The organism is Chitinophaga sp. (assembly GCF_035538455.1).
In the GTDB taxonomy this organism is placed as follows: Bacteria; Bacteroidota; Bacteroidia; order Chitinophagales; family Chitinophagaceae; genus Chitinophaga.
This window is the reverse complement of the sequence record NZ_DATLKJ010000021.1, coordinates 1-20,862: the sequence shown is the minus strand read 5'-3', so window position 1 is coordinate 20,862 and position 20,862 is coordinate 1. Positions and strand designations below refer to the sequence as shown.

Here is a 20,862-nt window from a genome sequence, read left to right as displayed (position 1 = left end):
TCATTTATAACACAATGATAACAGATTGATAATACTCCGTTCATTTTCGATGATAACTTTTGCACATTAAATGCAACTGATACATGAAAATGTTACGCCTCGCCCCATTGGCCTTTGTTGTTCTTTTTGCCTGTAAGAAAGATGATAACCCGGACAACGGCAACGGCAGCACTACCTTCCCTGCAAGCGCGCGGCTGGCCGGCGCAAAAGTGATCGCCTCCAACACAGCTGGCGTCAATGTCTACAATGGCGGATACGGCTCCTCCATTTGCACCGTTCCCGGTGAACCCGGCTCCTTTTACCTGATGACAGACCGCGGCCCTAACGTTGACGGCACATTGAAAGACTCAAAAGTGTTTCCTGTTCCTGGCTTCAATCCACAGATCGGGAAGTTCAAACTCAGCGGCGATTCGCTCGTATTAGTAGAGACCATCGGCATAAAATCCGCCGCCAATACACCTGTTACCGGACTACCTAATCCAGCCGGTACTGGTGGCACCGGTGAAACGGCACTCGACATGAGTGGCAAAACCCTGAATAATGATCCTGAAGGCATCGACTGCGAAGGCCTCACAGTGGCCGCTGACGGCACTTTCTGGATCAGTGATGAATATGGTCCGCATATCCTGCACCTTGATAGAAGCGGCCGGACCATTGAAAGGATTAATCCCTTCGGAAGTGGCACCGGCGGAAGAAAACTCCCCAAGGTGCTGGCTACACGCCGCGCCAACCGTGGTATGGAAGGACTTACCATTACCCCTGATGGCAAAACACTCGCAGGCATTATGCAGTCGCCCTTATACAATCCTACCAAGGATGCTGTAAAGAACTCTCTGTATACACGCATACTCACTTTCGATATCGCCAGCGGTCAAACCAAACAATACCTCTACAAACTGGATGATAAAAATACGGCCAACAGCGAGATCACCGCAATCAGTAATACCACTTTCCTGGTGCTTGAACGCGATGGCGATTTTCCTGGCGACCCAGTTAAGCCTTCTACCATCAAAAGGATCTACAAAATAGATCTCAGCTCCGCCACCGATGTCTCAGATGCGACCGATGGCGCCAACGGAAAACTGATTGACGGAAAAACACTGGAAGTACTCACTGATGCAGAGTTACAGACCGCCAACATCAAAACAGTAAGTAAGTCGATCGTAGTAGACATCATCAAGGATCTCCCTAATTATCCGCACGACAAACCAGAAGGCATTGTGCTCATCAATAGCAGCCTCATTGCCCTGAGTAATGATGATGATTTCGGTATCCTGCCTCCGGATCCAACCAACAATAATTTTATTGCCAAGATATTGCCACGCACCGGCAAGGTGGATTTCAATACGGTATATTTCATCCGGCTGAACACCCCGTTGTTCTAACTGTTTTAATTCTAAGTAATGGGAGTCCCGCTGCATGGCAGCGGGATTTTTTATATCTGCATCTTTGTAACGTTCAGGTACCAACGAAAGGTCATTATCCGAAGCAGATTAATTAACTTCGGGAACAACTATTAAACGATGAACCGGTACACGATAAAGGATGCATACATCAAAACAATCAGCTGGCTCGGCGACCGCATTGTAGACTGGGCCTCCGCAGGTACCGCCTATTCGCTGGACGGTAACACGGAGCAGTTGAATACCTATCATTTTGGATTTAACTTCGATGCTGCCATTACTTCTCCCGACGGCGCCTACGCATTCATCTATAAGCGGTTGGGCACAAAAGGACTACTACTGAAAAACGGAGAGATAGTAAGAGAAATTAATCGCAGCTACTACATGGCCGATGTATATGAATATCCGGCAGCTTTTGCAATCATCAACAACAGAACCTATCTGATACATTGTCCGGAAAAGTATCGCCAGCTTGATTTTGAAGACGCCGAAACCGGCGAGGTGATAACCAGGTCCAACAGCAGGGAACCGCATGATATATTTCATTCCAGGCTGGAAGTGAGTAGTGACAATAAATATCTCCTTAGTAAAGGTTGGGCATGGCACCCGTGGGACATAGTAAGGTTGTTTGACATCAACGCCTGCATAACCAACCCTGTTCTGCTGGACGACGGTCATTCTATTTCGGGTAACTATACGGAGCTCAACTCCGCTTCTTTCATTGACAATGAAAGAATACTGCTGGGCGCCAGTTCCGAAGAGTCGTTGGACGACGATGTGGCATCACCAGTACCGCCATCACATATAGCTATATGGAATATCAGCAACGGCACTGTTTCCGATGCAGTAGCACCACAGGAAGTTCCAGGCAACTTCATTGCCATTGATCAGCATTATTGCTGGAACCTTTACCAGTACCCCAAAATAGTAGATATACGCAGCGGTGAAGTTGTGGATAAGATGGAAGAAATAAAAACCGGTCTGCAAACCTCCGCTATTATCCACCATGTAAAGGAAGCGGATCTCCCGTTAATAGCCTACAACAGAGCACTGAAGAAACTCGCAGTACACAACAACGACCGTATCGAAGTATTGTGGATGTAATAACGCTTATTTCTTTGGGATCACAGCAGTGGCTTCTATCTCTATCAGTACATCTTCCCGGAACAGTCTGCTGACCTCCACCAGTGTGCTGGCGGGAGGCTGCTGCGTGTTAATAAACTTATCCCGCACCTTTCTCACCGCCTGTATCTGTTTTACATCTGTGAGGTAATAACCGAGTTTCACAATATTCCCCATCGTTCCTCCCGCTTCTTCCACAATACTTTTAATATTGGCAAACACCTGTTCTGTTTGTTTTTCCATATCGTCTTTACCAACGAGATTACCTTGTTTATCTAGTGCTACCTGCCCTGACAGGATTATCATTCTGGCTGTACCGAGGTCTATTACCGCTGCATGGGAATATCCTCTGGGGGCAGCCACTGATGAAGGATTAATCAGTTGTACATTCACGGTCTTCTTTTGTGCCCAGGCGATGGTAGCAAAGAGGAGAACAGGAAGGAAGCATAGTTTTTTCATAACCGGTAATTTTCTGTAAACAGGATTTTACTGAAGGAAAATTTTTGTGATGATAAGACAAAAATAAGAGCCAAATATAATTTGGCTCTTATTTTTCAGAAGATACGTCATTCAATACTATTTCCCAGGTGTAGCCTTGTCAGCAGTACCTTGTTTCAGATGTTCAATTTCCTTCTTCATCTCAATGATGTACAGCGTGAGCTCTTCCACCTTCTGCAACAGTTTACGGTTTATTTCACCTACATCCATTCCGTTCTTTTCCACTTCTGTTGCGGAGGGTATATCGGGGAGATGCCTGTTTTCCTGAATAAATTTTTCCACATCCTGTAAAGAAGGCAGTTGGTAGTTATGATGAAATACAAAGTCTGGCCATGCTCCCTGCAATTTTACTCTTACTCTCTCTGCTATCATACTGCCCGCAACGGCCAGCTTGTACCCTTGCGGGTTACTGGTACCGATGGCCACATCTCCGTTTCCTTTGATGCGTATTCTCTCCGTAAGATCAGACTGCCACTCACCACGGGAAGTATAAAACACCAGATCCATTGACTGCAGTAATGCATTACCTGACATCCAACTGTTAACCCTCTCTGCTCTTATTCTCGCTCCTACTTGGTCTGGCACATTATCACGCCAGTTATGAAAGTCAATATCATAGGCACCGGTAGCAGCCCCTGTTGGCACATTGAGATTACCAGCGTCATTGGGCATCCCGAACCGCAATGACGATACTCCTGCAGTGGCCAGTGCACTGATATGCAAATAGCCCTTAGGCGCTGAATTACCTAATCCTATATAGCCGGTTTTAGACTGTACATAAAAACGGTTGGATCCAAATGCATACACCGTAAGATCATTTGAAGCGTTGGTCTTAATACCAACATCTTCATTACTATTATCGGGGTTTTTCCAGGTGATGTACTTGTCATTGGGCAATACCAACTGGAAGAGCGGGTTAGGTACGCCAATACCAACATTGCCATTGACTTCACGTACAACTTGTCCACTGGAATAGTGATGCTTTGCAAGCAACAAGGCTGTAAGCACAACTGTCGACATTAATTTTCTCATAGATATATTGTCTTGTTATTAAGATTAAGTGTAGTAATTCACAGTTAAGGGCTACGGGTTAACTTCGTCACATGCTGGAAAAAGTTACACCTGTATTAACAGGTCAATTTCTCACAGGGTCAAAAATACTGTTTCCCGTTTTCATTTAAAAAACACTTCAACAATTTTTCTCCAGGGGTATATTTCGGGCAAAAAATAACATTCTCCATCAAATTCATTCATTAATCTATCTCTTCACGCTTGTACAAGATATAATTTCACGTTATTTTTTAATAGTAAAAAGTGAACGAAATACTGTAATCTGGAAAAATTACAACTATATAAATGAAAAAACACTGTCTGTTACTGGCTTTGATGGTTCTATTCCATACACATACATCAGCCCAGGATCCGTCCAAACCCACATCTTTTGCTATCGGCAAGGAAAGCTTCCTGCTCAATGGCCATCCTTTTGTAATACGTTGCGGTGAGATGCACTTTACCCGCATACCGAAAGAATATTGGCGGCATCGCCTGAAAATGGCCAAGGCTATGGGTTTGAACACGGTGTGTGAATATCTATTCTGGAACCTGCATGAACCGCGTCCTGGCGTGTTCAACTGGCAAGGTATCGCGGACGCCGCCGCTTTCTGCCGGATTGCTCAGGAGGAAGGTTTGTATGTGATCCTGCGGCCAGGCCCTTACTCCTGTGCTGAATGGGAGTTTGGCGGCTTTCCCTGGTGGCTGCTTAAAAACAGGGATCTGAAGCTACGTACCCGTGACCCTTATTATCTGGAAAGATGCCGCAACTATATGAAGGAAGTTGGGAAAATGCTGGCACGACTGCAGGTTACCAATGGCGGCCCGATCATCATGACACAGGTGGAAAATGAATATGGATCTTATGGCAACGATAAGGAATATATCGGCATTATCCGCGATTACCTGACAGAAGCGGGGTTCAACGTTCCTTTCTTCACCTGCGACGGACCATCTCAGCTGAAGAACGACGTGCGTGATGATATTTTCAGCGTGGTGAATTTCGGCAGCAACCCGGAGCAGAGTTTCAAAGCATTACGTGAAATAAGGAAAGAAGGCCCGCTGATGTGTGGCGAATACTATCCCGGCTGGTTTGATTCATGGGGCAACAAGCACCATACAGGAGCCGTAGATCACGTAGCCAGAGAAATCAAATATATGCTGGATCACCAGGCATCTTTCAGCATCTACATGGTGCATGGTGGTACGACCTTTGGAATGTGGTCAGGTGCCAATTGCGCGCCATTCCTGCCACAGACGTCCAGTTATGATTATGATGCACCGGTAAGTGAAGCAGGATGGGATACAGAGAAGTTCCATACACTGAGAAAACTGTTATCTGGTTATCTCCAGGAAGGCGAAACACTTCCTTCTGTACCCGCACGCAATCCCGTGATACACATTCCGGCCTTTACCACCACAGCTGCGGCACCACTATTTTCCAATCTTCCGAAGCACATAACAGATAAGGCCGTACGAAATATGGAGGTATACGATCAGGGTTATGGCAGTATTCTTTACCGTACCAGCCTTCCCGGCCACGCAGACAGTTTGTTGCTTCCGGAAGTACATGACTACGCGCTGGTATTCATCAACGGCAAAAAAACAGCTACCCTCGACCGTAGAAAAGGAGAAAGAAGCTGCAAACTATCCGCTACCAGAAAAGGAGATGTACTCGATATACTCGTAGACGCAATGGGTCGGGTGAATTACGGAGAATATATACACGACAGGAAAGGGCTTGACGGACAGGTGCTCATCAAAAACGGAAGCGCCACTCCTACCGCACTTACAGACTGGAAAGTGTATACTGTTTCACTTAGCAATGACGGCGCGCCGGCGCACCTGAAATACAGCAAGGGTACGACAAGCCTTCCCGCATTTCATAAAGGCAGCTTTACGCTGCAACAAACCGGCGATACATTCCTGGACATGTCCACCTGGGGCAAAGGTGTTGTGTGGGTGAACGGGCATTGCCTCGGAAGATTCTGGAACATTGGTCCTACGCAGACGATGTACATACCAGGCCCCTGGCTGAAAAAAGGTGTCAACGAAATAGTGGTACTTGACTATAACGGACCTGTTAAGAATGCACTGGAAGGCCGGGAAACACCTATATTAGACAAGCTCACAGCAAACACGAAGTAATACGCTTCTGCTGCATCATGGATTGAAACATCCCGACTGATGCACCTTATGACGTAGTTCCGGGCCTTCAGTCAAGAATGGCTGAAGACCCGGTTATTGAGAAAGGATTAAACATGTGTACATTGTCGCATGCCGTTGAAAAATTGTTACGATTATTTAGCCAGTGCGCTTTCCTGCAACTTCTCCGCTAACTGATCCCCCCATTCCTTATTATAGATAGTATCGAGGTAGGTATGTCCCTTATCCGGGAAAATGAGCACAGACGAAGGTTTGTTGATGTGGTTATTCTCTTTGAAATAGTTCTTCGCAGCGAAATAAACTGCGCCGGAAGAAGCCCCCGCGAAGATCACCTGCTCATTCAGCAATTCAAAGCAACCTTTGATAATGTCTGTTTGTGAAACAATGATCACCTCATCAATGATGGCATTTTTGATGATAGGCGGTACCTGACTGGCGCCGAGGCCAGAGATGTATCTTTTCACCGGACGGGCATTGAAGATCACAGAACCTTCCACATCCACTGCAATGATTTTAGTTTCAGGTCTTTTTGCTTTCAGACTTTTGGAGAGACCAGTGATAGCGCCACTGGAGCTTACCGCTACAAATAGATAATCTAGCCTGTCGAATGACTCAATCAGCTCTTCTGTGAGACCGTAGTAGCCTTTAAAGTTATTGGGATCACCGTACTGATCTGCGATAAAGGAATTGGGAATCGCCTCATGCATCCTGTTGACCGTATCTATCCTGGTGAGCAGGTAACCGCCAGTCTTATCGCGCTCCGTTACTTTCACCACGCGGTGAGACATAATATTGAGCAGGCTTTCATATGCCTGGTTGATGTTGGGATCGATAACCGGGATGAATTTCAGATGCAGCAGTTTACAAATAGAGGCCACCGCAATGGCGAGGTTTCCTGAGCTGGAGGCTATGATGGTGGTGTCCTCATTAATACGGCCATCTTTGATACCGTTGTAGATAATACTATACCCCGCTCTGTCCTTGGAACTGCCGGAGAAGTTGTTGTACTCCAACTTTGCGTACATGTCTGAGTTATCGTTGGATAGGTTCATAAGGGGGGTATTACCAATAAACCGGGATAGCTTTTCGAGCGTTTTCAACATAAATATGAGTTTTAGAAAATAAAAAATAGGATACCATAACGGGTGTCATGAGCGGATAATCTTTTGCCTGGCTGGTGGAGAGGAACAGCTGCGGGTAACACTGAAGGCAGCCAGGCATGATAAAAAGGGAAAGGGTTAGTGGTTAGTGAGCAAACTGCATTTCACTTAAATTTTTATACAAGCCTCCGTTCATGCTTATAAGTTCCTGGTGAGTACCTGCTTCCACAATGCGGCCGTTGTCCAGTACCAGGATCTTATCTGCTTTTCTGACGGTGGCAAGTCTGTGAGCAATAACAATTGAGGTTCTGCCTTCCATAAGTTTATCCAATGCGTCTTGTACCAGTTTTTCTGATTCTGCATCCAGTGCGGAAGTGGCTTCATCCAATATCAGTATGCGGGGAGCTTTCAATACAGCACGGGCAATAGCGATACGCTGTCGTTGTCCGCCGGAGAGCTGCATACCACGCTCTCCTACGATCGTATCAAGACTCTGCGGGAAGTTGCGGATAAACTCCCAGGCATTGGCTTTCTCCGCTGCAGCAATAATTTCCGCAGTGGTAGCGTCTTTCTTTCCATAGCTGATGTTCTCGCCAATCGTTCCTCCAAAGAGGAATACATCCTGTGGCACGACAGCTATCTGCATCCTGAGCTCAGACAGCGGTATGGCGTGACTGTTTCTGTCATCGAACAGAATACTTCCCTTGACAGGATCGTATAGCCGTAACAGTAAGGACACTATCGTACTTTTACCCGCCCCACTCGGACCCACGATCGCCACCTTCTGATTGACACCCACCTGGAAGGACACGCCATGCAACACGTTGATGTCATCTCTGAAAGGATAATGGAACTGTACATTCCGGAAAGCAATCCCGCCTTTCAGCACGTTTTCAGGCATAACGTCGGTTATTTCTGTCAACGGCTCTACCGGCTCTTTCAGCAGCTCAAAAAGATGGGTGGTGGCCCCGATACTTTTCTGCAGGGAAGTGTACACCTCCCCCAATCCTGTGATGGAGCTGGCAATGAACACTGAGTACAGCAGGAAGGAAAACAGTTCTCCGGCAGGCACACCGGTCGTAGCGCCGCGCCAGATCACAGCGACCAGCGCGCCAAAGATGCCCAAAATCACGAAGGAGTCAAACGCGCCTCTGTATTTACTTCCCTTTATAGCCAGTGACGCCATTTCGTTGGTGCGTTGACGATAGCGACCAATTTCGAAGAACTCGCTGACGAAGGCTTTTACGCTCAGGATCCCTTGCAGCGTTTCTTCCACAATTGTGTTGGACGCTGCCACTTTGTCCTGTATCTGCATCGCATACCTGCTGATGAACCGTCCGAACACCCCAGCCAGTATTACCATAACAGGCAGCAGCAGTAGCATGAAAACAGTCAGCTGAAAGGAAGTTATCAACAGCAGTACGATACCCCCTGTCACCATAACCAGCTGCCTGATCAGCTCTGATAAGGTAGTGTTAAAGACTTCCTGCAGCAACGTAATATCCGCAGAGATCCTGCTGCTGAGCTCTCCTACACGTCGCTGCAGAAACACGCTCATCGACATTTTCACCAGGTGGCTGTAAACAGTTTGGCGGACAACTGCCAGCGTTTTCTCTGTCACCCTTGCGAAGAGCACTATCCGGAAGAAGGAAGCGGCAGCCTGCAGCAGCAGGATCGCCAGCAGCACCCAGCCAATGCGCGCCACTTCTGCTCCCATACCCAACTTGTTGCCCTTATCCACCAACTGCCCCAGCAGTCGTGGCAATGCAAGTCCCGACAGGCTGGACATCAGCAGGAAAAGCAGGCCTGCGGCAAACTCAGGCCAGTAGGGCCGCGCATAACCAAAGAGGCGGCGCAATGGCTGCAGAGATGTATTTCGCATATCCTTTACCGTAACATGTTCTGATCTTTGCATCTGGTAACGCTTTGATTTTTTTAATCGTTATTTATTCCTGAACTTCTGCAGATAATCCCCAAGTTGGGCAGCCAGCACATGTACATTGTCACTGCTCACCAGCGAGTCGTGATCGCCGGGAACGGTGATATGACACGCATGCGGTGTAAATGCCTCCCAGCCCAGACTCCCGCTGTTTTCACTCCAGGACGTCTCAGCTGCTTTCACTACCAGTAGCTCCGCCTGTATACTTCCGTCCACTACATACTCCAGTCGGGCATTGGCGAGTACCAATGCTACCACCCGCAGCATAAATGCGGCATAGTTCTTCCTGTTACCGATGTTGTTCATCACAATGGAAGTAACCTCCGGCATGATGCTTTCTGTATCAGCAAATGAAAGCGCATGTTTCAGTTCACTTACCCATTCAGGATAAGGCTTTCTGACCATGCCTCCCAACTCAATCACCAGCATCACCAGCTTAAACAGCACCTCCGTATTTTTGTCACCTCCATTGAAAGAGCTGTTGGTACTGGTGTCTTTGTCGAGCATAATACCGGTCTGCACCATTTCCCCGGCGGCTTCGAGCTGCTTTGTCATTTCATACAGTACTGCACCGCCCAGCGAATGTCCGATGAAACGATAAGGGCCTGCGGGTTGCACCTGTTTCATCCATGTAATGTTGCGGGCAGCTATTTCACGCAGATCTGCGAGCGGCGTCTCTCCTTCAAACACACCAGGCATCTGGATACCATACAGCGCGCAGGTATTATTCAACGCCTCTCCGAGAGCAGCATATACTTCATTAACACCGGCGGCTCCCGGCAGCATGAATACAGGAAATTGGGCAGGGCCTTCATTAAGCGACAGGATGCGCTCTTCTGCGGTCCCGGCGGCTTCAGCACCGCGAACATTCAATGCAGTAGAGAGTGACGCGATGGTGGGATAACTGAAAATATCTTTCACATGCGCCTTCAACCCCAGCTCTTTCCTGATGATGGAAATCAGGCCGATCACTAGCAGAGAGAGGCCACCCAACTCAAAGAAATTATCGTTTATGCCCACCCGTTGTACACCCAACACATTCTGCCAGATGACTGCCAACTTAGCTTCCAGTTCATTACGCGGCGCCTCATAGGCAGTGGCTAAAAGAGCATTGGCATCTGGATCAGGGAATGCTTTCCTGTCTACTTTACCATTGGGTGTTAGTGGCATTTCATCCAGCGTAACGAAGAAAGAAGGCACCATATACTCCGGCAGCAATCCTTTCAGCCAACCGGCCAAGGCTTCGCGATTGAAACCCTCTTTGACCACGAGGTAGGCTACCAAACGCTTGTTACCGTTGGCATCAACCGTTATAATCACTGCAGCCTGGTGAACAGTATCGAATTGCTGCAACACATTTTCTATTTCTCCCGGTTCAATCCTGAAACCTCTTACTTTCACTTGATCGTCTATACGACCCAGATATTCAATGTTGCCGTCGGGCAGCCAGCGGCCGAGATCCCCCGTGCGATACATGCCGCTGCCGGGATGGAACGGATCTGGAATGAACTTCTCAGCAGTAAGGTCAGGCCGGTTCAGGTATCCCCTGGCTACCCCTATACCGGCAACGCATATCTCTCCCATAACGCCCACCGGACATAGTTCAAGGTCATTATTAAACACATAAATGCGCAGATTCTGTACAGGGCTCCCCAATGGTACATTCATCTGTGGAGGGGCATCTTCCATAAAATAGTGGGTAATATCATCAGATGCTTCCGTAGGCCCGTAAGCGTTAACTACAGGAATATGCCGGCATGCCGGATGTGCAAACCATTGCGCCAGCAATGGCTGACTTACTGCTTCTCCCGTTACCAACAGGTACTTCAGCTTCTTCAGACCGACTGTTATCTGTTCACGCAGTATTGTTGCCAGATAGGAAGGCACCAGCTCCAGAATGGTAACCTTGTCGTCATCTACCTTTTCCATCAATACAGCCGGCTGTAGCATTAGCTGTGACGAATACACGACAGCTGTACCGCCGCACAGTAATGCAGAGAACATCTGCCATACAGATATATCAAATGTATAGGAAGCAGTGAAGGCCACTACGCTGGCTCCGGTAAGCCCCAGGTCATTGATCTTTGCATATAGGTGATTGAGCATTCCTCTATGCTCTACCATTACACCTTTGGGTTGTCCGGTTGAACCTGAAGTATAAATCACATAGGCCAGATCTTCAGGTTGTACTGCCGGTTGAGGCAGTGCAGGCAAATGATGATTGAAATCTGCTGCTGCTTCATCCAGTAATATCACTGTTACTTCCGACGATGCATTGATCTTGTGACCCAGCGCTGCTGTTGTTACTACAAGGGTAGCGGCGGTATCTTTCAGCAGGTAAGCAATTCTTTCCACCGGATACGTTATATCCACCGGCACATAGGCTGCGCCTGCGCGCATAATGCCCAATGCCGCCACCACCATTTCAGCCGATTTTTCAAGATACAACGGTATCAGCATATCCCTGCCAGCGCCCTTGCTACGCAGGTAAGCAGCCAGTCTTCCCGAACGTTCATCCAGCTCGCGATACGACACTACGGTGTTTTCAAACACCACGGCCGGCGCTTCCGGTGTGAGTGCTGCCTGTAGCAGAAACAGTTCGGGCAATGTTTTATGATGAGGATAAGAAACGATTTTATTGTTGAACGTTACCAGCAGCTGCTCTGTTTCTGCCGGTGTGAGCAGATCAGCCTCGTTCCACCGCTTCAGCTTTCCACTGACCAGCTGAAGCAGCACCTGTCTGAAATGCGCCATCATCATTTCCACGCAGGCGGCATCCAGCAGGTCATCGTTATAAATGAAGAGCAGTGTGGTTTCGCGGCCGGCGATAACGTTGATGGTAAGCGGATAGTTAGTTTGCGGGTGCAGCACCAGGTCGCTCACTTCCAGCGCTACCTCTTTCTGCATATCAGCTTCGCTGATAGGGTAGTTCTGGAAGACGACGGACGTATCGAAGAAATCTCCTTTAATGTTGGTCCATCTTTGTATATCGTTCAGCGTAGAATATTGATATTGCCTGCTTTCCAGTTGCGCCGTCTGGAGCTGGTCCAGCCAGCCGGTAATATCAACGTTGGTATCCACATTAATATGCAGAGGAATCGTATTGACAAACATACCTACTTTGCTTTCAACACCCGGCAGATCTTCCGGACGGCCGGATACTGTAACTCCATATACCACATTACACTGGCCGGTGTAGCGGTATAACAGGTACGCCCATACGCCCTGCATCAAAGAGTTAACAGTAAGATGCCGGCGCTTTGCATAATCAGCAATCCTGACGGTATCATCTGCGTCCAGATGCAGCACGGCTTCCTTCATACCAATGCCTTTATTACGTTCTGCGGTAGCGCCAATAAAAGGTAACAGGCATCCTTCATCCGCACCCGACAGATATTTACGCCAGTAATCAGCGGTCTGTTCCTTATCCTGTCGTTCTATATAACGGATATAATCTTCATACCGATCTACCGGAGATAGCTCTACGTTCTTTCCTGCCACCAGCAGCTCATAAGCCGCCAGCAGCTCATTCAGCAACACGGGCAAAGACCATCCGTCTATAATGATATGGTGGAAACTCCACAGCAGGCGATACCGGTCATCTGTAAGCCGGATGAGGCACATACGTGTCAGTGGCGCTGCTTTCAGATCAAAGCCTCTGCGCCGGTCTGCATATTCATAGGCTGCAATAGCTTCCTGTTGCTCTTCTTCGCTCATGTTGCGATAATCCAGCGTGGTTGTTGGTACAGTTACCTTCTCATACACACATTGTACAGGTACAGCAAACACATCATGGTAAAAGCCTGTCCTCAGAATGCTGTGTTGCTGTATAAGCAGTTGCCAACTCCGGATAAAAGCATCGGGCTGCACGGACAACAGCTCACAGGTAAGCTGTTCTGTAAAAGCTCCCTGTCCGCCGTACAGATCGTGAAACAGCATCCCCTCCTGAAGGCCGCCGAGGCGGTAGATACTTTCCACCTGTTGCCTTCTTGGCACGCCTTCATAAGCGTCATCCATAAAGCCGTCCAGCTCTTCCACAGACACCACTCCATTCAGTCCATAATCTGCCGGCGTACATTCGGCAGTATCTCTCGTAACACAGTGCGTGATCAAGTTTTGCAGATGTTGCATATACAGCGCCGCAAGTTTTTCGATACCGGCTGCATCATGGTGTCTGGTGCTGTAGCTCCAGTCGAAATACAGTTCGCCACCCCGTATCATCGTATTGAGGGAAATGCTGTCTGACGCAGGGAAATTATCCCTTACGCTGCTGCCCGCAGCTTCAGTAGCCATTCCCAGTACGCCTTCGCGGCTTACCATATTGTCCAGCTGACCGAGGTAGTTGAAGAGCACATTCCAGGGATTTTTCTGCTGTAATGTTTCCTCCTTGTTGATATATTTCAACACTCCGTAACCGATACCTTTATCAGGAACGCTTCTGAGTTGTTCTTTAACAGATTTGAGCAAATATCCGGGATCTTTACCTGCAGCTGTTTTCAGCAATACCGGATAAAGGTTGGTGAACCAACCTACCGTGCGACTGGTATCAAGTCCGGCTACCGTATCTTCACGGCCATGCCCTTCGAGACCCACCGTAATATGCGGTATCTGCGCCCATTCACAGAGAGCCACTGTCAGCGCACATAGCAACACGTCATTGATCTCTGTGTGATAAGCCTGCGGCACATCCTGCAAGAGGCGCCGCGTATTATGCACATCCAGCTTTGCTACCGCTGTGCCTGTATCATTGACAGTGAGCTTTCCCTCATAGGTATGATCCACCGGGAGTGGAACGTAATGCGCTGCAATATCACTCCAGTAAGCATACTGTCCGGACACAAGCGGATGGTTACCATATGCTTCCAGGGCTTTATACCACTGCCGGTAAGATACGCCCTTGCTGCCAAGCACTGACAATACAGGCTTGCCCGGTTGTGCAATCAACAGCGACAGGTCTTCCAGCAGGATGCGCCAGGAAACGCCATCCACAGCCAGGTGATGCACCACCAGCAGCAAACGGTTATGCTGCTCCTGCTGAGGAGTCAGGAACAATACAGCACGGAACACAATGCCCTGCCCTATATCGAGACTACTCTGCACACACTCTCCGTATTCCTTTATGGAAGCAGCCAACTCGTCGCATGTAATATGCCGCAGATCCACTGTTTCCAGGTTACTTTCATAAGCGCCATAGTATTGTTCCCAACCGGACGAAGTACAGCTATAGGTAAACCGCAAAGCATCATGATATTGTACCAGCTCACGGACAGCTTGTGATATAAACGTTTCGTCTATATTTTTTGAAACAGTTAAAAGCAGATGTTGGTTAAAGTGAGACACTGCGGAATTCTCCAGCTCAAAGTACCACCGTTGTATTGGAAGCAGTCCACATCTGCCGGAAAGAAGGCCTTCTTCAGCGGTCTGGATTCTGCTTTTCCTGTCACGGAGCAGTACGGCGAGCCGCTCTATAGTCTGGTGAACGAACAGGTCTTTAGGCTGTAACTCGTATCCTGCGCGTTTGGCCCGGCTTACTACCTGTATGGTGATGATGGAGTCCCCTCCCAGTTCAAAGAAATTATCGTATATACCTATCCGCTCTATTCGCAGTAATTCCTCCCAGATACCTGCCAGCGCCCGTTCTGCGGCATTGCGCGGCTTCTCGTAACTGCCGGCGTGTAAGGCGTTGATATCCGGCTCCGGCAACTTTTTCCTGTCCACTTTGCCATTGCTGGTCATCGGCAGCTTATCCAATGATATCCACAGTGCGGGCACCATATACTCCGGCAAGCGGCTTTTCAGGTAAGTCGTCACCTGCTCCTTATCGAATTCATATTCCGGTACTATATAACCTACCAACTGCCTGTTGCCGCGATCATCTGTTTTCATGGCTACCACAGCCTGTCTCACTATATCATGCTGTTGTAATACGTTCTCTATCTCGCCAAGCTCTATGCGATAGCCACGGATCTTCACCTGATCATCTATACGGCCCAGGTATTCTATATTGCCATCAGGCAGCCATCGAGCCAGGTCTCCACTGCGATACATACGTCCGCCATAGGCATCACTGTAAGCATTTTTCACGAACTTCTCTACTGTCAGGGAAGCCCTGTTGAGGTAACCTGTTGCCAGTCCCGCACCACTGATGCATAGTTCTCCCGGCACCCCGACCGGGCATAACTGCCCAGCTTCATTGAGTATATATATTCGTGTATGGCTTACCGGTATACCTATCGGCGGCGCCGCATCTTCATTGCCTGACAACTCATAAGTAGTGGCTACAACACTGTTTTCCGTTGGTCCGTAATTGTTGACAATCTTATAGCTTAAACCGTCAAGATTTAACGCCGACAGTTTCTCCCCTGCTGCCTGCAGGTATTTCAGCGATAGTGCCCGGCCTCTTGTTGCCGCCACAAACTCCGGCACCAGTGCAGTAGGCAGAAAGCTGTGCGTGATCGCTTCACGGCCGTAATAGTCCGCCAGACCTGACGGAGAAAGACGCTGCTCATCATCCAGGATATGCAGGGTGGCTCCCGCACTCAGTGACGGCCATACTTCCCATCCAAACGCATCAAATCCAATACCTGCCACCGCAGTTGTTTGATTACCGGTTGTAAGTCCATAACGTTTCAGATACCAACCTACCATGTTAGATAAGCCACCATGCGTAATTTGCACCCCTTTGGGAACGCCTGTGGAACCTGAAGTATAAATAACATACACCAGTTGTTCCAGTGTAATATCACCTGTTTGTATAGTTACCGGACAAGTAGCTGATAATGCCTCGCGGTTCTCAGCATCTATCAGTTCAAGATCAGGCAATGATGGCAGCACTGAAAATATCTGGCTGCTGCCAATCAGTAAACGTGCCGCTGTATCAGACAGCATGTATATGATACGCTCTGCCGGATAACCCGGATCGATGGGCACATACGCGCCGCCAGCCTTTAAAACAGCCAACATGCTCACTATAATGTCTGCCGACCTATGCAAGCACACAGGAACCAGTGTTCCTGCCGTAACGCCTCTGCTACGCAGGTAATGCGCAAAGCGGGAAGATTGCTCATCGAGTTGCTGATAAGTAAGAGTGGTGTTTCCCGCAATTACAGCGGGAGCATCTGGTTGTGAAGACGCCTGGGCAGCAAAATATGTAAGTACAATATTTGACGGTTCAAGTGAAATATCATGTGCATTAAAATCATGTAACAGGCGCCCACGCTCTTCCTCAGAGAATATATCCACTTCTCCAAACGTCAGCTTTTCTGCTGACACAATCTGCTCCAGGGCGATTCTGAAATGATCGGAGATCGTCCGGGCGTATACTGGTCCCAGCAGACAGCTGTAATTAAAGTTGACAGCTATCTGTGCACCCGCTACAATAACGATTGTAAGCGGGTAATTGCTGTACTCTTCCGCCACCACATTTTCCACCTGTAACTTCCAGGGCTGAGCGTCCAGCGCTTCGCTTACAGGATAGTTCTCAAATACCATAATACTGTCAAACAGCTCGCCGGTTATATTTGACAGTCGCTGTATTTCAGTAAGACCGGTATATTGGTATTCACGGCTTTGTAGTTGTTCTGCCTGTATCTGCTGCAATCCTGCGCTTACTTCCTGCGACAAATCTATCCGGGCATGCAGCAGCAATGTGTTGATATACATGCCCACAGCGCTTTCCACGCCCGGCAGGCTTTCAGGCCGGCCAGACACAACAACACCGAAAACATTATTCCCGCGCCCTGTATAACGATACAACAGATATGACCATACCCCCTGCATCAGTGTGTTTACAGTAATCCTGTGCTGTTGTGCGTAACGGGTTATACGGGCAGTAAACCCGGTATCAAACCGCAATATTTGATCACCATATTCAGCCTGTACTTTTGTACGATCCGCCAATGTTCCGATAAAAGGCAGCATGGTGGGCTCTTCCAAGCCACTAAGATAGTTGCGCCAGTAAGCTGATGCTTCTTCCCTGTCCTGCCGCTCTATGTAGCGGATGTAATCTTCATAGTGGTCTTCTGTAACAACAGACAATTGGTTTCCGGATGTCAGCAGCTCATAACTGGTCAGCAGTTCTTCCAGCAATATCGGCATAGACCAGCCGTCAACCAGGATATGATGATGACTCCACATGAAGTGATAACGCTCCTCATCCAGCTGTATCAGGCTGATCTTCATCAGCGGAGCAATGGCGAAGTCAAAGCCTTTTATACTGTCGGTCTCCATATAGCTGCGAATCATCCTCTGCTGCTCTTCCTTGGCAAACCCACGGTAATCCAATCTGGTCACGGGTATTTTCACATCACCGTAAACACACTGTACGGGTATCCTGAACACATCATAACAAAAGCTGCTGCGCAGAATGGTATGGCGCTGTACCAGGTGATTCCAACTTTGAATAAATGCATCTATATCAGGAGCTACCAGCTCGCACGTAAATTGTTTATTATAGGCCTTCGCCTGATTGTCGTACAAATGATGGAACAACATGCCTTCCTGTAAAGGACTCAGGCGCGACATGCTTTTCAGTTGCAAACGACGCGGAATACCATTGTAATCCGCATCCAGGAACTGGTCCAGTTCCTCATAACTGATCTCTGCCCCCAAGTTATAGTCTGATGGCGTGAATACCGGGACCTCCACACTTACACAATGACTGATCAACCGCTTCAATTCTGATAAGAAGCCCGATGCAATGCTGGTGATGGTAGACGGATCGAAATGGCGGCAGCTGTAACTCCATCTCAGGTGCAGCTCTCCTCCCTGTACCAGACAGTCCACAGACAGCAGCTCCCGTACAGGGTGATTAACCGAAGCGGATATACCTGATGATTCGGCAGCGCCCGTGAAGATACCTCCTTCCGCTTCTTTCACGACATTGTCAAGCTGCCCCAGGTAATTAAACGCTATCTGCCAGGGGTCATTACCTTGCAGAGAAGCTGCTTTGTTAATATATTTCAGCACACCATACCCCAGACCTTTGTCAGGGATCCCTCGCAGTTGCTCCTTGAGCGATTTCAGCTGTACTCCGGGATCTTTGTCATGCGGTACTTCCAGCACAACAGGATACAGGCTCGTGAACCAACCTACTGTATGGCTGATGTCAATACCTTGAACAATGTCTTCACGACCATGACCCTCCACACCGATCACTACTGTTGCATGATTGGTCCATTGACTGAGCGTCAGGGCCAGCGCAGACAACAACAGGTCGTTGATGTCTGTATGATAAGCACGCGGTACATCCTGTAACAACTGTCTTGTCAGGGGGGCACTCAGTGATGCGTTCCACTCCTGGATATCCAAACCGGTTAGCAATCCTTCCCAATCATAATCAGTCCGCAGCGGGTGATACTGTTGGAATGAACCTGCCCAGTAGCTGCATTGCTGCTGTACCCCCTCGCGCGATCCGTAGGATACCAACGCCTGATACCATTGGCGATAGGAGGCTGTTTTGTAGATTGATAAATGTTGATCCTGTAATAACTGTTCCAGGTCTTCCACCAGGATACGCCAGGAAACACTATCTACCGACAGATGATGAATAACAAGCAACAGCCGGTTATGGAGGGTGCTGGAGGGCGTTTGTATCAGTACTGCACGAAAAACAATACCCCCCGTTATATCGAGGCTCAATTGATAATGATCATTGTGGGACACGATGGCCGTTTCCAGTTCAGATTCATCTATCCCGCTCAGATCGCTCACTTCCAGCGATGCTATGTAGCTGCTGTAATATTGTTCCCAACCGTCTTCCTCCTGACGGTAAGCATAGCGGAGCGCATCATGCACCGCTACCAGCCGGCTGATCGCTGATGATAACACCGACTCTTCTACGCTTTTGTTAATTGATAACAACACACTCTGGTTATAATGAGATAACTCGCTCCCAACAGTATCAAAATAATGCTGCTGTATCGGAAGCAGGCCGCTGGTACCCTCCAACACACCCTGTTCCCCGGACGACCCGGCGTTGTCCGCAGCCTGCAACCTGCCGGCCAGCGATGCTATGGTCTGGTGCAGGAACAGGTCCCGCGGATGCAGGTTGTAACCAGCGCGGCGTACACGGCTCACCACCTGAATAGTGATGATCGAATCGCCTCCCAGTTCAAAAAAATTATCGTATATACCTATATGTGAGTTATTCAGTAGATCCTGCCAGATGCCTGCCAGCAGATGTTCCGCCTCCGTACGCGGCGCAACATGACTGCCTCCCGGCAACGATGAGACGTCAGGATCAGGCAGCGCCTTCCGGTCTATCTTACCATTACCTGTTAACGGCAACTGCTCCATCGCCACAAACAACGCCGGCACCATGTATTCCGGAAGCCGGCTCTTCAACCAACTTACAGTAGCCTCGCGATCAAAGGTCGCGCCGGGCATCACATAAGCCACCAGCCGCTTGTTCCCCTCTCCATCGGTTCGCACTATCACAGCAGCCTGCGATACTTCAGGATGTTGTTGTAAGACATTCTCTATCTCGCCAAGCTCTATGCGGAAACCACGGATCTTCACTTGATCGTCTATACGCCCCAGGTATTCCAAATTCCCATCCGGCAGCCACCGGCCAAGATCCCCCGTGCGGTACATCCGGCTATCCCGATGAAAAGGATCAGCCACGAACTTCGAGGCTGTCAGATCAGGACGGTTAAGGTAACCCCGCGCTACTCCTATCCCGGCTACACAAACCTCTCCGGGAACGCCGGCTGGGCATAACTGGTTAGCGCTTGTCAGCACATAGATACGCAGGTTCTGCACCGGCGAGCCCACCGGCACATTGATGCCGGACGGCGCTACATCCATGATATAATGTGTAATATCATCAGATGCCTCTGTAGGACCATAGGCATTAACCACCGGAATACGGCCATAATATGCATGTGAAAACCAACGGGACAGCAACGCCTGGCTTACCGCCTCTCCCGTCACCAGCAGGTAACGCAATTGAGACAGATGGACAGGGATAGCTTCCTGTAAGACGGCATTCAGATAAGAAGGTACCAGTTCCAGGATCGTTACCCCATCTTCTTCTACCCCCTGCAATAGCTGCACCGGTTGCAGAATACGATCTGATGAATAGATCACCGTCTTGCCGCCGCACAACAGCGCCGCTAATAACTGCCATACGGAAATATCAAAAGTATAGGAAGCCGTCAATGCAACTACCGAACCTTCATCCAGTTGCAGGTCATGGATCTTCGCATAAAGGTGATTGAGCATGCCCGCATGCTCTACCATCACCCCCTTGGGTTTACCTGTAGAGCCCGAGGTATAGATCACATACGACAGATTACCAGGAACCGGCTTCTCATTAATTGCTGTTACAGCACACTTGCTGATCACCTCCTGGTTGGTATCCAGCAATATCGCCGCAGCTTCTGCAAACGCCGGTATACGTTCCTGAAGGTCACTGGTGGTAACTACAACTGTCGCAGCTGTATCTTCCAACATAAACCGGATACGGTCTTCCGGATAAGCCGGATCAATGGGCACATAAGCGCCGCCTGCTTTCATGATACCAAGTATCGCCACCGCCATTTCATGCGAACGCTCCAGGCATACCGGCACCGGCAAATCGACC

General features: G+C 48.8%; 8 protein-coding genes. 3 read left to right on the top strand and 5 right to left on the bottom strand.

Going from position 1 to position 20,862, the window contains the following annotated elements; genetic code table 11:
• Positions 1-83 precede the first annotated feature (83 nt).
• Positions 84-1,385 carry an esterase-like activity of phytase family protein gene (locus VM802_RS02000; RefSeq protein WP_325527423.1) on the top strand — a complete coding sequence of 434 codons (1,302 nt, stop codon included), beginning with the start codon at positions 84-86 and terminating at the stop codon, positions 1,383-1,385.
• Between the two features lie 138 nt (positions 1,386-1,523).
• Positions 1,524-2,507 carry a hypothetical protein gene (locus VM802_RS01995; protein ID WP_325527421.1) on the top strand — a complete coding sequence of 328 codons (984 nt, stop codon included), beginning with the start codon at positions 1,524-1,526 and terminating at the stop codon, positions 2,505-2,507.
• A 6-nt stretch (positions 2,508-2,513) separates the two neighbouring features.
• Here the strand turns inward: VM802_RS01995 and VM802_RS01990 are convergent, their stop codons facing one another.
• Positions 2,514-2,984, bottom strand: coding sequence for a RidA family protein (locus VM802_RS01990; protein WP_325527419.1), 471 nt, complete (start codon positions 2,982-2,984; stop codon positions 2,514-2,516).
• Between the two features lie 117 nt (positions 2,985-3,101).
• Positions 3,102-4,055 (bottom strand): hypothetical protein, encoded by a 954-nt coding sequence (locus tag VM802_RS01985; protein ID WP_325527417.1) that lies wholly within the window; start codon positions 4,053-4,055, stop codon positions 3,102-3,104.
• Between the two features lie 324 nt (positions 4,056-4,379).
• On the opposite strand from VM802_RS01985, the gene VM802_RS01980 reads away from it, so the two are divergent.
• Positions 4,380-6,221, top strand: coding sequence for a glycoside hydrolase family 35 protein (locus tag VM802_RS01980; protein ID WP_325527415.1), 1,842 nt, complete (start codon positions 4,380-4,382; stop codon positions 6,219-6,221).
• A gap of 152 nt (positions 6,222-6,373) precedes the next feature.
• Here VM802_RS01980 and VM802_RS01975 read toward each other — a convergent pair whose 3' ends face one another.
• The 3 genes from VM802_RS01975 to VM802_RS01965 form a co-directional block, all read right to left on the bottom strand.
• On the bottom strand, positions 6,374-7,342 hold the full coding sequence (locus VM802_RS01975) for a pyridoxal-phosphate dependent enzyme (RefSeq protein ID WP_325527413.1): 969 nt from the start codon (positions 7,340-7,342) through the stop codon (positions 6,374-6,376).
• A 142-nt stretch (positions 7,343-7,484) separates the two neighbouring features.
• Positions 7,485-9,254: an ABC transporter ATP-binding protein gene (locus VM802_RS01970; RefSeq protein WP_325527411.1), complete on the bottom strand. Its 1,770-nt coding sequence runs from the start codon at positions 9,252-9,254 to the stop codon at positions 7,485-7,487.
• 27 nt (positions 9,255-9,281) lie between these two features.
• Entirely contained in the window at positions 9,282-20,849 is an 11,568-nt protein-coding gene (locus VM802_RS01965) for a non-ribosomal peptide synthetase (RefSeq protein WP_325527409.1), read from the bottom strand.
• Positions 20,850-20,862 lie beyond the last annotated feature (13 nt).

Excerpts from the sequence above, each read along its gene's own strand:
- VM802_RS01995 (WP_325527421.1), top strand. The coding sequence starts at position 1,524 with ATGAACCGGTACACGATAAAGGATGCATACATCAAAACAATCAGCTGG.
- VM802_RS01985 (WP_325527417.1), bottom strand. The coding sequence starts at position 4,055 with ATGAGAAAATTAATGTCGACAGTTGTGCTTACAGCCTTGTTGCTTGCA.
- VM802_RS01980 (WP_325527415.1), top strand. The coding sequence starts at position 4,380 with ATGAAAAAACACTGTCTGTTACTGGCTTTGATGGTTCTATTCCATACA.
- VM802_RS01970 (WP_325527411.1), bottom strand. The coding sequence starts at position 9,254 with ATGCAAAGATCAGAACATGTTACGGTAAAGGATATGCGAAATACATCT.
- VM802_RS01990 (WP_325527419.1), bottom strand. The coding sequence starts at position 2,984 with ATGAAAAAACTATGCTTCCTTCCTGTTCTCCTCTTTGCTACCATCGCC.
- VM802_RS01975 (WP_325527413.1), bottom strand. The coding sequence starts at position 7,342 with ATGTTGAAAACGCTCGAAAAGCTATCCCGGTTTATTGGTAATACCCCC.
- VM802_RS02000 (WP_325527423.1), top strand. The coding sequence starts at position 84 with ATGAAAATGTTACGCCTCGCCCCATTGGCCTTTGTTGTTCTTTTTGCC.